General features: G+C 44.5%; 12 protein-coding genes and 1 pseudogene. 6 read left to right on the top strand and 7 right to left on the bottom strand.

What is annotated here, in order from left to right; all coding sequences use genetic code 11:
- Positions 1 to 10: 10 nt before the first annotated feature.
- A complete protein-coding gene (locus IPP77_15780) occupies positions 11 to 1,090 on the bottom strand; it encodes a restriction endonuclease subunit S (GenBank protein MBL0311065.1) in 1,080 nt (359 codons plus the stop codon).
- A gap of 169 nt (positions 1,091 to 1,259) precedes the next feature.
- Positions 1,260 to 2,774 carry an SAM-dependent DNA methyltransferase gene (locus IPP77_15775; GenBank protein ID MBL0311064.1) on the bottom strand — a complete coding sequence of 505 codons (1,515 nt, stop codon included), beginning with the start codon at positions 2,772 to 2,774 and terminating at the stop codon, positions 1,260 to 1,262.
- Between the two features lie 5 nt (positions 2,775 to 2,779).
- On the opposite strand from IPP77_15775, the gene IPP77_15770 reads away from it, so the two are divergent.
- Positions 2,780 to 2,980 (top strand): hypothetical protein, encoded by a 201-nt coding sequence (locus IPP77_15770; GenBank protein ID MBL0311063.1) that lies wholly within the window; start codon positions 2,780 to 2,782, stop codon positions 2,978 to 2,980.
- Positions 2,981 to 3,012: 32 nt separating this feature from the next.
- Positions 3,013 to 3,261 (top strand): hypothetical protein, encoded by a 249-nt coding sequence (locus IPP77_15765; GenBank protein ID MBL0311062.1) that lies wholly within the window; start codon positions 3,013 to 3,015, stop codon positions 3,259 to 3,261.
- A 19-nt stretch (positions 3,262 to 3,280) separates the two neighbouring features.
- Here IPP77_15765 and IPP77_15760 read toward each other — a convergent pair whose 3' ends face one another.
- The 4 genes from IPP77_15760 to IPP77_15745 form a co-directional block, all read right to left on the bottom strand.
- On the bottom strand, positions 3,281 to 3,631 hold the full coding sequence (locus IPP77_15760; protein MBL0311061.1) for a hypothetical protein: 351 nt from the start codon (positions 3,629 to 3,631) through the stop codon (positions 3,281 to 3,283).
- A 169-nt stretch (positions 3,632 to 3,800) separates the two neighbouring features.
- Complete coding sequence (locus IPP77_15755; protein ID MBL0311060.1) at positions 3,801 to 4,907, bottom strand: hypothetical protein; 1,107 nt, start codon at positions 4,905 to 4,907, stop codon at positions 3,801 to 3,803.
- Positions 4,885 to 5,487, bottom strand: a complete 603-nt coding sequence (locus IPP77_15750; protein MBL0311059.1) for a sigma-70 family RNA polymerase sigma factor — start codon at positions 5,485 to 5,487, stop codon at positions 4,885 to 4,887. Before IPP77_15750 ends, IPP77_15755 begins: the two co-directional genes overlap by 23 nt.
- A gap of 140 nt (positions 5,488 to 5,627) precedes the next feature.
- Entirely contained in the window at positions 5,628 to 6,110 is a 483-nt protein-coding gene (locus tag IPP77_15745) for a hypothetical protein (protein MBL0311058.1), read from the bottom strand.
- Positions 6,111 to 6,380: 270 nt separating this feature from the next.
- Here IPP77_15745 and IPP77_15740 point away from each other — a divergent pair, with 270 nt between their 5' ends.
- Both IPP77_15740 and IPP77_15735 read left to right on the top strand, forming a co-directional pair.
- Positions 6,381 to 7,286: a hypothetical protein gene (locus IPP77_15740; GenBank protein MBL0311057.1), complete on the top strand. Its 906-nt coding sequence runs from the start codon at positions 6,381 to 6,383 to the stop codon at positions 7,284 to 7,286.
- A 47-nt stretch (positions 7,287 to 7,333) separates the two neighbouring features.
- Positions 7,334 to 10,690 (top strand): hypothetical protein, encoded by a 3,357-nt coding sequence (locus tag IPP77_15735; protein ID MBL0311056.1) that lies wholly within the window; start codon positions 7,334 to 7,336, stop codon positions 10,688 to 10,690.
- Between the two features lies 1 nt (position 10,691).
- Here the strand turns inward: IPP77_15735 and IPP77_15730 are convergent, their stop codons facing one another.
- Positions 10,692 to 10,907 (bottom strand): hypothetical protein, encoded by a 216-nt coding sequence (locus IPP77_15730; protein ID MBL0311055.1) that lies wholly within the window; start codon positions 10,905 to 10,907, stop codon positions 10,692 to 10,694.
- Positions 10,908 to 11,716: 809 nt separating this feature from the next.
- Here IPP77_15730 and IPP77_15725 point away from each other — a divergent pair.
- Together IPP77_15725 and IPP77_15720 are read left to right on the top strand one after the other, a co-directional pair.
- Positions 11,717 to 12,556, top strand: a pseudogene (locus IPP77_15725) (spore surface glycoprotein BclB).
- Between the two features lie 141 nt (positions 12,557 to 12,697).
- A partial coding sequence (locus IPP77_15720; protein ID MBL0311054.1) for a collagen-like protein occupies positions 12,698 to 14,572 on the top strand: 1,875 nt, incomplete at its 3' end.

Genomic DNA, 14,572 nt, shown 5'->3' with positions numbered 1-14,572 from the left:
CCCTCCCAATTTATCCCGCCGTTTTCAATTCTACCCCTACGCTTTTTAATTCTCCGGCAAACGCCTTTTGCAACACACTCTTTTTCAACTCTTCCAAATCATTTATTTTTTGTTGGTAGATGGTTTCGAGTTTTTTTGTTTCGGCATTCAGGGCATCTAATTTTTGAACAATGGCTTGTTGTGCTTCTAAAGTTAGAATTGGAATTTTATATTCCTTTATCATAGGAACTGTAAGCTGTGGAATTGCACTTCCACTTCTTAAAATATCTAATGTATCTATTTTGTATTTCAAAAATTCTAAAGTGACTATTTCTGTATTTGGAATTAAAACAATTAAACGCACTATTGGTGAATACGCTTCGCTTCTTAATTCCGTATGTCCAGTTCCACTTCCTCTTGCTGCTATTGTTATTGATGGTTTTGTAACTCTTGCAAAATCGGTATAACCATACAAACCTCTATTTTTTACAGCATTTGCATAAATTGGAATTGTATACTTTTCTGTTTTTTCTTCTGAATAATTATCTTTGGGGGCATCACCACCTGCAAAAATCTCGGAACATACTTTATCAATCGTCTTCTCCTCCCAACCCTCGCCCTTCTTCTCAAACACCCCTTGCAAATAACCTTCAAAAAGTTCTTTGGCGTTTTGTAGGTTTTGTTCAGCATTGGCTTTTGCCTTGGCTATGGCGGCAAAGGCTTCATCTAATATGGCTACAATGCGTTGTTGCTCGGGGAGCGGGGGAAGATTTAATTCAATATCTCTAACGTCAGACAAATTTACTCTTGGTCTCGTTGCACCAGAAATATTCCCAGATAATTGAGCAACAGACACGTCCGTATTCAAAAAATACTCAAGAAATTTAAAATCAACTATACTCTTATCTGGTCTTATCCTAACAACATCTGCAACTATTATTCCATTTGAAAATTCATTCGGGATAATACAAGTTTTACCAACAGGTATTCCTAATTTGGCTAAGGCGATATCTCCTGCAACAAAAGAATGATATTTTAATTCTTCAGCTTTGGCTTCACTTATGTATTTAATGTCCTTATCTATAAAATAGCCTTTCCCAATATTCTGCAACCTTAATATTGGAATACCTTAGTCTTATAATCTGAAACCTTTAGATTAGAGCCAAATGGTCCAGAAACTATAGCATCTTTTTTTTTGCTTAGCTCCCCCAACTTTTTTATTTCCCAACCCTTCGGTAAACTCTGGGCGTCGCCTTTCGGTAACTGAGCTTGTCGAATGTTCATATCAGTTCCAAAATTGAGTTTAGAATATCGGCACTTTCTTCGTCTAAGGCTTTCATTTCTTCTAATATTTGCTGCGGTTGGCGCAGGGCGGCTTCTTCTTTTTTGTTGGGGTTTTTGGCGCTGAGGTCATATACACTGGGCGTATGCGATACGCCCTTACTAATATCGCTTACATCCAATGTCCAGGAGTTTTCGCTTTCGCCCTTTGTTTTCTGCAAGGCAACAAAGTCTGCCAAATCGTTTTCGTTCAGCGGATTTGTTTTGCCAAGGTTTCTATCCAAGTTCAGTTGGTAATACCAAACCTTTTTGGTGGGGCTTCCTTTTTCAAAAAACAAGACCACGGTTTTTACACCGGCACCGGTAAAGGTGCCTCCCGGCAAATCTAACACGGTATGCAGGTTGCAGCTATCGAGCAATTGCTTGCGCAGGGCCACCGAGGCATTGTCGGTATTGCTCAAAAAAGTGTTCTTAATCACCACTCCTGCTTTGCCGCCTGCTTTCATAATCTTGATGAAGTGCTGCAAAAACAAAGAGGCGGTTTCGCCCGTCTTTATCGGGAAGTTTTGCTGCACTTCGGCTCTTTCTTTTCCGCCAAAAGGTGGATTGGCCAACACAATATCATAGCGGTCTTTTTCCTGTATGTCGGCAAGGTTTTCGGCAAGGGTGTTGGTATGCACAATGTTAGGTGCTTCCACTCCGTGCAAAATCATATTCATGGTGCCAATGATATAGGCCAATGATTTTTTCTCTTTGCCGTAAAAAGTTTTTTTCTGTAAGGTGGCTACATCTTTAGTGGTCAGGCCGCTTTTGGTTTTGGCTGTTCCTCCCTCACCTTCGGAGGTCGGGGGGAGGTCTTTGCTGTGCATTAAATAATCAAAGGCTTCGCACAAGAAGCCCACGGCACCATCATAAATGGTCTGCCCTATTTCGGGTGCCACTACTTTTATAATGGTTTTAATCAGCGGGCGAGGGGTGTAATATTCTCCACCGTTGCGCCCGGCATTGCCCATGTTTTTAATCTTGTCCTCATAGAGGTGGCTCATTTCGTGCTTTTCGGCATGGGTTCTGAAACGCAGTTCGTCAATGCGGTTAATGACCTCCCGCAGATTGTAGCCGCTTTGTATGCGGTTTTTCAGTTCGCTGAAAATCTCCCCGATTTTATATTCAATGGTGTCGGCGCTTTCGGCATCGGCTTTAAATTTTTTGAGGTAGGGAAAGAGTTTGCTATCCACAAACAGTAACAAATCATCCCCTCCGAGTGCTTTGTGGTGGTCGAGTTTGCCTTCCTTGTCTTTGGGTGCAGCCCATACATTCCATTGATATTCTTTAGCAATGATATTGGTGTAGTCTTTTCCTGTTAGCTCTGCTGCGGTGGCTTTGTCCTTTTCCAAGTCGTCCAGATATTTGAGGAACAAGACCCAAGAAGTCTGCTCTACATAGTCCAGTTCACTGCCACAACCGGCATCTTTGTGCAGTATGTCGTCTATGTTTTTGAAGGTCTGTTCAAACATTTTCTATGCTCCTATTTAATTTGTTTCGTTTCAAAGTTATTATTCTGGTCGGTGCGGCTACAAAAAAATCCTTTTTTGGTTTTTCAGAAGCAATGGTGATTCAGCCATTGAAGCTGATGTTCGACGGACACCAAAACTCTGGTTTGAGCGAGGGTGACATCCCTGTAAGCCGTATCATTTCCTCTTTGATTACCAATGCTACATAACCCTCTTGGCCCACCGGGCAGGCAATGGAGTCATGGATGGTGCACAGGGGCATTTCAGGCTTTTCCATGCTGGCGCAAGTTTAGCGAAGCGTAACTTCTGCCAGCCAGAAGGTAAAAAATTGTGGGTGGTGTTTACAATTCATCCTCTAATTATATACTCGGCTTTCAAAAACATGATGGTGATGCCCGCATGGCCGGACGGGCGGGGTTGCTCTAAAAATTATTTTGCCAAACAAAACACCATCAAGGGCAATAATCACCTGTTTCACGTAATAAAATAATTTAATTTGGGCGCTATACTCATAAACACCTTCGCCATAAACGATTATCAACAATAATCCCCGGATTATCAATCATAATCCCCCGAATATCAATAATAATCCCCCGATTCTTAATCAATTTCCCCGGATTATTGATTAAAGAAGCCGCTAAATCAATCACATCTTCGGCATTCTTAATCATAGTAGCCGCTATATTGATTAAGTCATTCGCTATATTAATCAAGGCAGCCGCTTTCTTAATCATAAGCGCGGCATTCTTAATCATATCTTCCGCTATCTTGATCAAAGGGGTTGTTGTCTTAATCATACCATCCGCTATCTTAATCATACCTTTCGATGTTTTAATCAAATCAGCGGCTATCTTAATCACAGCATCTAATTAAAACGTTCCACCGGTGTTCCCCCGCTTTAGAAATAGTTAAGTGTGTGAGAGAAACAGTCTGGTCTGCAACAGAAACAGGGAAGATCGCCGCAGAAACATGCAAAATAATAGAAGACGTAGAGGCAAGTGTAGCCTCCATAAAAAAAGAATGGACGGTTTATTCTAGCTCCCCCAGTTTCTTACTGGCTCTTTCTTTATAAGAGCCACCGGTGACAGACAAGTCCTGAAGAAGTTTTTTGGCTTCGTCTTTCTTGCCTTTCTTTAGCAGGATATTGGCCTTGTACCATTTCGAGCCTTCGGAGAAACGGGTGCCGTCTTTTAGCAGGACATCAAAGCTCTTTTCGCTCTTTTTTATATCTCCGTTGATGTAGTCACTGATCCCGCCGAAGTATAAAGCATCCGGCTGGTTGGCTTGTTGTTTGAGCAGGATGTCAAACTGTGCAGAGGCGGTTTTATAATCACCGGAATTAAAACTCTTCATCGCCGACTCCACCGTCACCTGATTCAGGCTTTCATTTTCTCCGGCACGATCTTCCACACTCTTGCTCAATGCCATGCTATTGGCTCCTCCACCGTTCTCCGTCTTAAATTTATCGTCTGATGCCGTTACCTGTTTCTCTTTCGCCAAGCCCTCTCGTGCCTGATTGCCTTGGAGAGGCAGCAGGGGCAGCACTTTGGTGGGCGGCTCTACCTTTTCAGCAGTCGAGCTGTTTTTACTGGAGGCAGCCCCTTGTGCTTCGCTATTCGGAAGTTTAGTTGCCACCGCTTCTGGAGCACTCACTTCTGCCGGAGCTTTCGATTCCTGTTCCTGCGCAACGGTTGCAGTATCTTTGGTTGCTACCTCAACCGGTGCAGAGATAAGCTCTTGTTCTGTCGAGCTTTGTTTCATCGCTATACTATCGGGGCGATTATCATAATAGAGGACCAATATATATCCGAGGCAAAAAATCAAACCAAAAATTGCAGCAGCCCAAGCAAAGTTCGTCCAATGCAGTTGAATCAGCTTGGCACCTTTATGTTTTCCTTCAACTCTATTTCTGATTTTTTGATTAATGGATAATAGAGCAGAGCTGGCCTCGGTTTTGCTTGTAGCCGCCAACATTCCGTCCATCGCCTCTCTGGCAAAGACATCGTCCTGCAATATTTTTTCGACTTCCAATCTCTCTTCGGCAGAAAGCACATTGTGCAAATAGGCCAACAAAGCATCTTCGGTCAAAACGCCTTTGTCCACAAGAATGATTTTATCCTTTTTGTTGGCGGTCATTTTTTTTATTGATAATGTTTTTCAGGTTTCGCTTGCCGTTCTGTATATGACTCTTCACTTCCTTGGTATTATATCCCGTGATGGCCGTTATTTCGGAATAGCTGCAGTTCTTCATATAGAATAGCTCAATACAAGTCCGCTGCTCTTCCTTTAGTTCTTCAATGCCATCATGCAAATGCTTCAAGATGAACTCTTTATCCTCCACCTCATTTAGATGCTCAGTATCTCCAGATTCCACAACACCTTGGGTATCTTTTTCCCATTGTCCTTGTTTTTTCCCTTCGCTGGCCTCCTTGCGAAACCTCATCATGCAGTGGTTCTTCACTACCACATGCAGCCAAGGTTTAAAAGATTGGATGTCGTGTTTTTTTAGCTCCTTAATAAGATGTTCAAAAATTTGCATCGTGGCATCTTCAGCGTCGGCCACATTCTTATAGTATTTGATGCACACACCAAAGACTAAATGCGTATAACGCTGGTACAACTCCCCAACATAGGCTGTTTGGTGCGAGTTGCGATAGCGGTGAATCAATTCTTCATCCGCCAATTCTTTATATGACTCTGCTTTTAGCAATGACAAATACCGTCTTTTATCACACTAAAATAGAAATATAATGTGCCATTTCTATATCTTTTTAACAAGGCAGGTACTGTACCGTGTATAAAATAGGGCAACCACACAGTCCGCCACCCCCGATATATAGGGGTCTCCTATTCCATTTAATCCAACTCCAGTTCAATATCAGGAGTCTGGATAATTTCATGTGCCTTTTGGATTTTACCTCTGGTGCCAGCCACCAATACCAGAAATTTACCTTCGTTCAAATCTTTCTCATATTTAGATGAAAGCATTTTGTTCCCAACCACAGAAGAAATAAAGCCCACTACCCCGCCAATCCATAAACCAACAATACTTCCCGCGATAGCGCCCGGCAATAATCCCTTTCCGTAAAGCAGATGCAATGGTGCAAAGTCAAATACACCCAGCCCAATCAAAACACCAAGACACATGCCCCCAACAAAGCCAATAACTATTTCTACGCGCCCCATAGTATTATGAGGTCTCACGCTAATATGATTATGCAGCAATTCGTCTTTATTAATCAAGGTTACTTCCATTGGAATAAAGCCATGATCTAACAACGTGGCATGAGATTTTTCTGCATCTTCACGTGACTTATAAGAACCTACTATCGCTTTCATAGAATTGATTTTTGGGTGAACAAATAATTTTAATCCTGATATAAAACTACAATTTTTTTTAATTCCGACTTCCTAATTTATTTGCACAAAACACTTTGTTCTTCAGCTTCTTAAAAGCCGACTAATAGAACTTCGTACAAATACCAAGCCAAGACCATCATTCATATCGCGCTAACCGGCTATTATCTTCCTTTAACAAATATTTTTCCATTTGTTTTGTGAAATCTCCGGCCATCGCACATCTCTACTTCAACGAATAAATTTTAAGCCATGAAAAAACAATCACCAATATTCTCCATCGTCCTGATTATGTTTTTTCTCAGTGTTTTTGTAGCGGCATTAGCCATCGGCAATCCGGCATTGACTACCGAGACCGCTTTCGTAAAACAACTGAAAGAGAAGTTCCGAAATTTTTATGAAAAGGCCAGCGAAGACCGAGTCTATCTGCAAACAGATAAATCATTTTATAAACCGGGTGAAACTATTTGGTTCACGGCTTATGTGCGGGCAGGGGAAACATTAAAACCTTCCGGCAGTTCTGATGTAGTCCACGTAGAATTTATCACGCCAAAGGGTTCTACGGAAAAACACCTGAAATTAGTAGCTATAAATGGCATAGCCAAAGGAGATTTTGATTTAAGCGCACATCCCGGAGGCATTTATAAAATCAAAGCCTATACAGAATGGCAGAAGAATGAAGACTCCAGTTTCCAATTTGAGAAAGACATCACGGTTCAAAATGTGGTGATGCCCCGCCTGAAAATGAAATTGGATTTTGAGAAGAAGGCTTATGGAAAGGGAGATGTGGTGGTAGCAAATCTGGAATTGAACACCAACGAAAATAAAGCACTGGCATCCACTGCCGTTAAATTTATCACCTCTGTGGCAGGGAAAGATATTACGGAAGGCACTGTGACCACCGATGCTCTGGGCAAGGCGAATCTTAAATTCACTTTGCCGAAAGATTTGGATTCACCCGATGGAATCATCAATGCCCTGATTGATTTTGAAGGAAGCACCGAATCTATTTCACGCAGCATCCCCATAGTTTTGAATCAAATCAAGATGGAGTTTTTTCCTGAAGGCGGAGATATGGTATCGAATATCAAAGCTCGAATTGCTTTTCGCGCTCTAAATGAATTTGGCAAACCGGCAGACGTAGAGGAATTATTGTAGATGCCCAAGGTGCTTTCGTCACTCGGTTCAACAGCTATCATTTTGGTATGGGCTCTTTTGATTTATCGCCGAAAGAAAAGGAACATTATAGAGCACGCATAGTGAAACCGGAGGGAATACTCGAAGAGTTTGTGTTGCCCGAAGCATCTAAAGTGGGATATGTTTTGCATGTCGGTGAACAGAGTGGAAAGTCGCTATCCCTTTCAGTGAATTCGTGGAGAGCAGAGGAGCTATCATTGATTGCTCAAACACGAGGCAAAATATATTATGCCCAGGGATTCAGCGCCGCGAAAGGAGAAAACACTCTGACCATCAACACTGATAAATTTCCTATTGGTATTTCGCAAATCACCTTATTGGACAAAGAAGGTATTGAGCGTTGCGAACGTCTAGTCTTCGTCAACAAAGACAAGCAACTAAACATATCAGTAACTACAGCAAAAGAACAATACAAGCCGCGCGAAAAGGTGTTGATGAATATTAAGGTGACGGATGAAAAAGGATTACCCGTTCCCGGCAATTTCTCTCTTTCAGTAGTGGACGACAACCTGCTCAGTTTTGCCGATGATAAACAGGGGACGATTCTCTCCAAAATTTTACTGGAACCGGATCTGAAAGAAAAAGTAGAGGAGCCTCATTTCTATTTCAACTCTAAAGAACCCAAAGCTGATCGAGCACTCGACTTGCTGTTGATGACCAGCGGATGGAGAAGATATACGTGGAAGCAAATCATCCGACAGGAATTTCCGGTCATCAAATTTCAGGGTGAGAAAGCAACACTTGCCGGAATCGTGTATGACGGGAACTCCGGCAAACCTTTATCCGGTGTTCAATTGAAGTTTAAAGAAAGTGGCCGAAGCACTACGACAGATAAGGAGGGTAAATTCTCTTTCAACAAGATTGATATTTCGACAGACAAGCAACTTGAAATTTCTGCCAACGAGCACCCCACGCAGGTTCAGGAGATTCTTGAATACAGCACCAACCTGAGCTACTATCTTTATGATAATCATCGGGTATTTAAAAACAGAGGTTTTGATGTGATGCCTATGGCTGTAGGTGGGGCGATGGAGGAACGCATGTTTGCAGCAAACGAAGGGCAACCGGCGGAGGCTCAAATGTTTAAACAACCTTTGGGAAAAGATGTTGCACCAGACCTTGGTAATGAAATCCCAGTCAATAAAAACGAAGATGTCCTCGCCGATGAAATTCATGTTGCGGTTGATGATGTAAGACTAAATGATTTGAAAGCCTTCGATAAAAACGCTGAAAAAACGCAGGAGTTATTCTATCGCGCCAAAGAATTTCCTAAAAAGAAATATTCTCCGCAGGACACCACAAGAAATGATTTCGCTACTACCGTTTACTGGAATGGCAACGTAGAAACTGATCGTAACGGTCGTGCACAAGTTGAATTTATAACGAATGATCTCATCTCTTCTTTTAAAACCACTATTGAAGGATTTGGCGATGATGGTTCCATAGGAAGAACCGAGTTTAATTTCTCCACCAACTTGCCTTTCACGATGGATGTTAAGATTCCTGTGGAAGTGGTAAGTGGTGATAAGATGATGATACCGGTGTTTCTCAAAAACAATACATCTTCTACCATTAACGGTAGGATGATTATTTCAGCACCTAAGCAATTGCAAGTGACTTCCAAACAAAGCGAAGTGATATTGACTTCCGGTCAATCGAAAGTGATCTACCTCGATGGTACAGCCACGAATGAGATTGGTGAAGGAAAATTGGAAATCAAATTCACCACTTCCTCTTTCAATGATGCCATCACCCGAAACATTAAAGTGATTGCAAAAGGATTTCCCGCCAATATTTCTTTGAGCGGACAGGATTTACAAAAAGATTTTTCCATCCACCCACAAAATGTGGTGCCCGGTTCTTTGAAAGCTACATTCACCGCTTATCCCAACATCATGAGCGAGTTGATGGACGGGGTGGAATCTATTCTCCGCGAGCCGCATGGATGTTTTGAACAGGCTTCTTCTTCTACCTATCCAAATATCATGGTACTGAACTATCTAAAAGCGATGGAAGTGAACGACCCTAAATTAGAAGCCAAAGCCAACAAGTGGCTTGACGAAGGCTACAAGAAACTCATTGCTTATGAGACCAAAGAAAACGGTTATGAATGGTTTGGCGCTGCACCGGCTCATGAAGCACTTACTGCTTATGGGCTGATGGAGTTCACCGATATGAAAAAGGTTTATGGGGGCGTGGATGAAAAAATGCTTGAGCGTACAGCCAAACTCTTGCTCGATAAACGCGATGGCAACGGGGGCTTCATTAAAAATCCTCAAGCACTGGATTCTTTCGGAGCAGCAGATGAAGATGTGACAAATGCCTATATCGTTTACGCATTGAGTGAAGCCGGTTACAAAAATATTGAGAAGGAATTGGATGCTGTGGTGAAGAGTGCCAAGAAAACTAACGACCCCTACATCATAGCGCTTTGTGCCAATGCACTTTTCAATTTCGGAGATAAGGAACGGGGGGAAGAGATGCTCACTCGCCTGATTAAAACACGCAGCGATGCCGGTTTCTGGACCGGTGCAAAACATTCTATCACGCGCAGTACGGGACTGAGTCTGCATGTAGAAACCACCTCGCTCAGTTTGCTCGCCCTGATGAAATCACAAAACCCCAATAACGCAGCGATCACCGGCGGCATAAAATATCTGATTGGTTCCCGCAGTGGTTTTGGAGGTTTTGGCTCTCCACAGGCTACCATTCTTGCGTTAAAGGCATTGACGAAGTATGCCGAGTTTAGCAAACGGACTGATGAATCAGGGACAGTCGAAATATGGGTAAACGGCACATCGGTAGCTTCAAAAGGATATGCCAAAGGACAAAAAGGGAATATTGAAATCACCGGTCTGGAGAAATTTATCCAATCGGGAAAACAGAAAGTGGAAGTGAAATTCAAAGACTGCAAGCAAGCCCTGCCTTATGCCGTGAACATCACTTATAGCACCACCTTGCCCGCCAGTTCTAAGGAATGTGTGGTTACGCTCGAAACACAGTTCGCTGCCAAACAAGTGAAGGTGGGCGAGACGCTTCGCCTCTCTGCTACGCTAACCAACAAAACCGGAACCGGTCAGCCCATGACGATGGCTATGATTGGCATCCCCGCCGGATTTTCGGCACAACCTTGGCAACTGAAGGAACTGCAGGAAAAAGGCTTCATTGATTTTTACGAAATCATCGGCAACAACATCGCCTGCTATTTCCGCGCCCTGGCACCCAATGCCAAAAAGCAAATCAACCTCGACCTGAAGGCTGAGATTCCCGGAGAATATGAGGCCCCGGCTTCCAATGCTTATCTCTACTACACCGCCGAACATAAAAACTGGGTAGCTTCCGAAAGGGTTTTCGTGAATCCATAAATTACAACCCTGACTTTGTTTCGTGAACAGAATCGCGTCTTCCTGCCAAATTGACCAGACAGAACAGGCTTTTCAGCGAATCAGCGCACATCGTGAGCGAATCAGCACACATTGCGTGCGAATCGGTGCTGATTGCGTGCGAATCAGCACACTTCTTGTCTAAAGCTGCACACTTCTTCCCTAAATCAGCACACTTCTTCCCTAAAGCTGTACACATCTTCACAAGATCAGCACACTTCTTGTCAAGATGTGTGCTGATTACGAGAAGATAAGCACTGATTCGCTCACGATGTGTGCTGATTCGCTAAATCTGTGTTTTGGGGATAACCTAAAACTTTGAACTAGGTAGGCTACTGGCTTCGGCTTCTTACTTCCATTCCGAACACCACCTCCTTATTAATAGAGACACTCGTACTCTATAAAATAGATTTATCGCGACTATCAATATGAATTGGCTTTTGGTGCCATTATTCGAGATACCGGCTGGCTATATACACAAAGTGAGGTTTGTAAAATTTCTATTGGCAATACTGAACCTATTTGTATCGCACAACGTAAAAGACAGTATGGGAAATTTTTGTCCCTGATTTTAAGAGCCGAAATAAATTGACTATGAGAACCAGGATTTTAGTTACAACACTGTTGTTATTGTGCATTTTTCAAGTAAACTATGCACAGAATGTAGGTATTGGCGAGCCGAACCCCGCCAGTAAACTCTCTGTTAAGGGAGGCCTAAGCATCGGAAACGCTTTTTCTACTCAGGTTGCTCCTTCCAATGGACTAATTATTCAGGGGGCGGCCGGCATCGGCACTTCCACACCGGATACCAATGCTATCCTCGATTTAAGTTCGACCACCAAAGCTTTAATGCTGCCAAGGATGACTAAATCACAACGAGTGGCTATTAGTAACCCCACCAAAGGGTTGATGGTATTTGATACCGATTCGGGGATGTTGTATTTCCACGACGGTTTGAATTGGCTGAATATGCCTGCAATCAATAACGTAACCAATATAATTAAGGGAATGGGCGGCATCACTTTAGGTGGCGGCGGAGGTGTTACAGGTCCTACCGGACCGCAAGGACTATCCGGAGTCGCCGGTGCGGCAGGGGCCACGGGTGCTAATGGGGCAAACGGTAGTAACGGAGCTACCGGTGCTGCGGGAGCCAAAGGCGCCAAAGGTGCTACAGGAGCAGCAGGTGCGGATGGAAGTAATGGAGTGAACGGGGCAACAGGTGCTACTGGCGCTACTGGAGCAGCCGGAAGTGTCGGCCCAACAGGTGCTGCGGGAACAAATGGAGCTACTGGAGCAACAGGGGCAACGGGAATAGGAGGAGCAAAGGGCGCTACCGGAGCCACCGGTGCTACGGGTGCTGCCGGAAGTGTTGGCCCAACAGGTGCTGCAGGAATAAATGGTACTACCGGAGTTACAGGCGCTACGGGAGTGGCTGGAAGTGTAGGCCCAACAGGTGCCGCAGGAACGAATGGAACCACAGGAGCTACGGGTGCAGCAGGGGCTGCAGGCGTGAAGGGCGCTACCGGAGCCACAGGAACTACCGGAGCGAATGGCACAACGGGTGCTACCGGCGCAACAGGTGTTACAGGTGCGACCGGAGCTACCGGATTATTGTCAGCCGGATCGGCAGCCGGAAATACACCTTTCTGGAATGGTTCCTCTTGGGTACTTAACTCTTCTAATATCTATAATAACGGGGGCAACGTAGGGATTAATAATCCTTCACCCAATTATCGTTTGGATGTTAACGGGAACGTCAATATTTCATCAACCAATGCCCCAAGTGTCTTGACCATTGATGCTCATGGCAGCACGACGAATATTGCAAAACTCTCTTTCCTTAATTCCGCCGGAACCGGTGATTTCCAGATTGGATCAGACGGCGGAGATATTTTTTGGCAAGGCGGCGGCAGCAGAAACCTACAGATGGGTGCCTGGCACGGTATTGACATCGTAGGCGGAAGATTAACCACTACCCCTATGACTTTTATGAGCGGAACAAATTCCAGTTATAATACACGGTTTCTAAACACAACAGATGCCACCGGTCTGATTATTCAAGGAAATTCTACTCAAACCGCAAATTTGCAGGAATGGAAAAATTCATCCGGCACCGTACTCGCCTCCATCAGCCCCTCTGGAAACATCACGAAGATAAACAACGTAACTACTAGCTTCCCCACCGATCAAGGTGCAGTCAATTCATTTTTAAGAAATGATGGAAGTGGTAATTTAACTTGGAAAACTTTAGTGGCTGGTCCTACGGGTGCCACGGGAGCAATGGGTATTGCAGGAATCCCAGGCGCAGCAGGTGTCACCGGAGCTACAGGAGCTGCCGGAACCAATGGCGCCAAAGGTGCCACAGGAGCAACGGGACCTACCGGAGTTGCTGGAAGCAATGGAGCCGATGGTGCAACAGGAGCTACCGGTGCAACGGGTGCTAACGGCGATCAGTATGCCACTACCTCCAGCACCAGTATGTCAGTAGCGACTGGTACAAAGAACTTTACAGTAGCGACAGGGCTGGCATATACTATGGGACAAATCGTAACGATGTCCTATAGCTCAACGACCTCTATGACCGGATCGGTTACCACTTACAATTCAGTGAATGGAACGATGAGTGTAAGTGTTACTTCAAAATTGGGAAGCGGGACCTATTCATCTTGGTCAGTGAATCTGAATGGGATTCAAGGACCTACCGGAGCTGACGGAGCTAATGGTACTAATGGTTCTGTAGGAGCAACCGGTACTACCGGAGCTACAGGAGCCACGGGCACAGCCGGTGCGGGCTATCTTGCATCTTCCTCTTCCAGTGTTTCAATAGGAACCGGCAGCAAAACTTTCACTACGCAATCAGGGCTCGCATTTCAAAATGAACGAGTCAGGATTTCCAATACCGCAGCACCCACTACTAAATATATGGAAGGAGTAGTCACTTCCTATTCGGGAACGTCTATAACCGTATCGGTAGATAGGGTGGTAGGAAGCGGAACTTTAGCTTCTTGGAATATTGGAATTGCGGGAGATGTCGGCGCCGCCGGGCCAGCAGGCGCAGATGGTGTAGCCGGGGCAACCGGTGCTACGGGTACCAATGGGGATCAATACGCTACGACCTCGACCACCAGCATGTCTGTCGCCACTGGTAATAAAACATTTACGGTGGGAACCGGTCTGGCATACACCATCGGACAAATTGTGAGCATGACCAATAGCACCTCTACTTTTATGACCGGACCTGTCTCTGCCTATAACGCTGTAACTGGATCAATGACCGTAGGCGTTACCTCAAAAACAGGAAGCGGCACCTATTCTTCATGGTCTGTCAATTTAACCGGAATACAAGGCTATACAGGACCAACCGGTGCTGATGGGACTTTCCCTTCCGGTTCTTCTGCCGGAAATACTCCTTACTGGAACGGTAGTTCATGGGTAGTAAACAGCAGCAATATCTATAATAATGGTGGCAATGTGGGTGTAGGAACTACGAGCCCCGGCAGCGCCTTAGACGTGAAAGGCGCTCTGCGATTAAGTGGCTCCTCATCAGGCTATGTAGGCTTTGCTCCTGCGGCAGCGGCAGGCTCTACTACTTATACGTTGCCTTCTACCGATGGCACAGCCAATGCCTCATTAAGAACCAATGGCTCCGGTCTATTGTCTTGGTCTTTGAATGGCACCACCAAGTTTGCCCGAAAGACTGCTGATGAATCCGTAACGAGTTCCACCAGTTTGCAAGATGATAACCACCTTCAATTTGCGATTGGTGCCAACGAAACATGGGACGTGAGTTTTGTGTTGAGATTTACGGCCAGTTCCGGTGGTGACATCAAGTTTGCTTTAGTATTACCATCTGGAGCAACGATG

Source organism: Bacteroidota bacterium (genome assembly GCA_016722375.1).
Taxonomy (GTDB): domain Bacteria; phylum Bacteroidota; class Bacteroidia; order Chitinophagales; family LD1; genus Bog-950.
This window is presented reverse-complemented; position numbering and strand designations above follow the sequence as displayed.